Source organism: Gryllotalpicola reticulitermitis (genome assembly GCF_042651345.1).
Lineage (GTDB): Bacteria > Actinomycetota > Actinomycetes > Actinomycetales > Microbacteriaceae > Gryllotalpicola > Gryllotalpicola reticulitermitis.
Genome location: NZ_JBHSCN010000015.1, coordinates 1 through 3,496, shown reverse-complemented (window position 1 = coordinate 3,496; position 3,496 = coordinate 1). Strand labels below are relative to the sequence as shown.

The following is a 3,496-nucleotide window of genomic DNA, read 5'->3' as shown; positions in this document are numbered from 1 at the left end:
GGGTGGGTGCTGTCCGTATTTTGAGAACTACACAGTGGACGCGAGCATCTTAGATCCGTGCCTTTTTTGGGTGCGGGTCACCAAATGGTCTGTTCCGATGATCCCGTTGTGGGTTGTTGTGACGATTTTTTTGACTCATGTTGTGGTGGCAAGTTTCTAAGAGCGAACGGTGGATGCCTTGGCATCTGGAGCCGATGAAGGACGTAGCAATCTGCGATAAGCCTCGGGGAGTTGATAAGCGAACTGTGATCCGAGGGTGTCCGAATGGGGAAACCTGGCCAGGCCCTTTGGGTGACCTGGTTACTCCCGCCTGAATGTATAGGGCGGGTAGGGGGAACGTGGGGAAGTGAAACATCTCAGTACCCACAGGAAGAGAAAACAAATAGTGATTCCGTTAGTAGTGGCGAGCGAACGCGGATGTGGCTAAACCTGTCACGTGTGAGACCCGGCAGGGGTTGCGTGGTGGGGGTTGTGGGACCTCTCGTGGAGGGCTGCCGCTCTCCGACGGTGACGTGTGCGTGGTGTAGGCGAACAGCTTGGAAAGGCTGGCCGGAGCGGGTGATAGTCCCGTAGCCGAAACGTTGCGCCGGCCGGAGGGGGATCCCGAGTAGCACGGGGCCCGAGAAATCCCGTGTGAATCTGCCAGGACCACCTGGTAAGCCTGAATACTCCCAGATGACCGATAGCGGACAAGTACCGTGAGGGAAAGGTGAAAAGTACCCCGGGAGGGGAGTGAAATAGTTCCTGAAACCGTTCGCTTACAAACCGTCGGAGCACCCGTGTTGGTGTGACGGCGTGCCTTTTGAAGAATGAGCCTGCGAGTTAGTGATACGTGGCGAGGTTAACCCGGGTGGGGGAGCCGTAGCGAAAGCGAGTCCGAATAGGGCGTTTCAGTCGCGTGTTCTAGACCCGAAGCGAAGTGATCTACCCATGGCCAGGTTGAAGCGACGGTAAGACGTCGTGGAGGACCGAACCCACCAGGGTTGAAAACCTGGGGGATGAGCTGTGGGTAGGGGTGAAAGGCCAATCAAACTTCGTGATAGCTGGTTCTCTCCGAAATGCATTTAGGTGCAGCGTTGCGTGTTTCTTGCCGGAGGTAGAGCTACTGGATAGCCGATGGGGCCCAAAAGCTTACTGACGTTAGCCAAACTCCGAATGCCGGTAAGTGAGAGCGCAGCAGTGAGACGGTGGGGGATAAGCTTCATCGTCGAGAGGGAAACAACCCAGACCACCGACTAAGGTCCCTAAGCGCGTGCTAAGTGGGAAAGGATGTGGAGTTGCATAGACAACCAGGAGGTTGGCTTAGAAGCAGCCACCCTTGAAAGAGTGCGTAATAGCTCACTGGTCAAGTGATTCCGCGCCGACAATGTAACGGGGCTCAAGCACGCCACCGAAGTCGTGGCATTGCCGCAGGTGATAGGCCTTCGTGGTCCAGTCGCGGTGATGGGTAGGAGAGCGTCGTGTGGCCGGTGAAGCAGCGGGGTGACCCAGTTGTGGAGGCCACACGAGTGAGAATGCAGGCATGAGTAGCGAAAGACGGGTGAGAAACCCGTCCTCCGGAAGACCAAGGGTTCCAGGGCCAGGCTAATCCGCCCTGGGTAAGTCGGGACCTAAGGCGAGGCCGACAGGCGTAGTCGATGGACAACGGGTTGATATTCCCGTACCGGCGAAGAACCGCCCATGCTGATCTGGTAATGCTAAGCATCCGATGCCGGCACTGTTCCCTTCGGGGGACGCCGCTGGCGGAGCATGTGACCCAGTCCGGGGAGGCAAGCGTAGTAACAGGTGTGACGCAGGAAGGTAGCCGTACCGGGCGATGGTTGTCCCGGGGCAAGGATGTAGGGCGAGCAGTAGGCAAATCCGCTGTTTGTGTGCCTGAGATCTGATGCGTACCCGTCAAGGGGAATTCGGTGATCCTATGCTGCCAAGAAAAGCATCGACGCGAGGTTCTAGCCGCCCGTACCCCAAACCGACTCAGGTGGTCAGGTAGAGAATACCAAGGAGATCGAGAGAATCGTGGTTAAGGAACTCGGCAAAATGCCCCCGTAACTTCGGGAGAAGGGGGGCCCGAAGCGTGAACCCACTTGCTGGGGGAGCGTGGAGTGGCCGCAGAGACCAGTGGGAAGCGACTGTTTACTAAAAACACAGGTCCGTGCCAAGTCGCAAGACGATGTATACGGACTGACGCCTGCCCGGTGCTGGAAGGTTAAGAGGACCGGTCAGCTGCTTCGGCAGCGAAGCTGAGAATTTAAGCCCCAGTAAACGGCGGTGGTAACTATAACCATCCTAAGGTAGCGAAATTCCTTGTCGGGTAAGTTCCGACCTGCACGAATGGCGTAACGACTTCCCAGCTGTCTCAACCGCGAACTCGGCGAAATTGCACTACGAGTAAAGATGCTCGTTACGCGCAGCAGGACGGAAAGACCCCGTGACCTTTACTATAGCTTGGTATTGGTGTTCGGTGCGGCTTGTGTAGGATAGGTGGGAGACGGTGAAGCGGGCACGCTAGTGTTCGTGGAGTCAATGTTGAAATACCACTCTGGTCGCTCTGGATATCTAACTTCTGACCGTGATCCGGTCAAGGGACAGTGCCTGGTGGGTAGTTTAACTGGGGCGGTTGCCTCCTAAAGAGTAACGGAGGCGCCCAAAGGTTCCCTCAACCTGGTTGGCAATCAGGTGGCGAGTGTAAGTGCACAAGGGAGCTTGACTGTGAGACTGACAGGTCGAGCAGGGACGAAAGTCGGGACTAGTGATCCGGCGGTACGTTGTGGAACGGCCGTCGCTCAACGGATAAAAGGTACCTCGGGGATAACAGGCTGATCTTGCCCAAGAGTCCATATCGACGGCATGGTTTGGCACCTCGATGTCGGCTCGTCGCATCCTGGGGCTGGAGTAGGTCCCAAGGGTTGGGCTGTTCGCCCATTAAAGCGGTACGCGAGCTGGGTTTAGAACGTCGTGAGACAGTTCGGTCCCTATCCGCTGCGCGCGCAGGAGATTTGAGAGGATCTGACCCTAGTACGAGAGGACCGGGTTGGACGAACCTCTGGTGTGTCAGTTGTTCCGCCAGGAGCACCGCTGATTAGCTACGTTCGGGATGGATAACCGCTGAAAGCATCTAAGCGGGAAGCCGGCCTCGAGATGAGATCTCCATCCCATTATGGGGAGAGGCTCCCAGCCAGACGACTGGGTTGATAGGCCGGATGTGGAAGAGGGGACGAAAGACCCTCGCAGCTGACCGGTACTAATAAGCCAATAACTTGACAACACAACACAACAGACTTTTGTGAAGCGTTCGCGTCCACTGAGTGGTTCCCGACATACGGGCACCAGCAACACCGAAATACGCGACCAGTGCCTGGTCGACACTGTTTCGGCGGCCATAGCGGGAGGGAAACGCCCGGACACATTCCGAACCCGGAAGCTAAGACTCCCAGCGCCGATGGTACTGCAGGGGCGACCCTGTGGGAGAGTAGGACACCGCCGAACACCCCTTAGA

Annotated in this window: 2 rRNA genes; both read left to right on the top strand. The window is 57.0% G+C overall.

Annotation, left to right across the window (positions count from 1 at the left end):
* Positions 1–146 precede the first annotated feature (146 nt).
* Positions 147–3,265, top strand: a 23S ribosomal RNA gene (locus tag ACFOYW_RS16470).
* 104 nt (positions 3,266–3,369) lie between these two features.
* Positions 3,370–3,486 (top strand): 5S ribosomal RNA (gene rrf, locus ACFOYW_RS16465).
* Positions 3,487–3,496 lie beyond the last annotated feature (10 nt).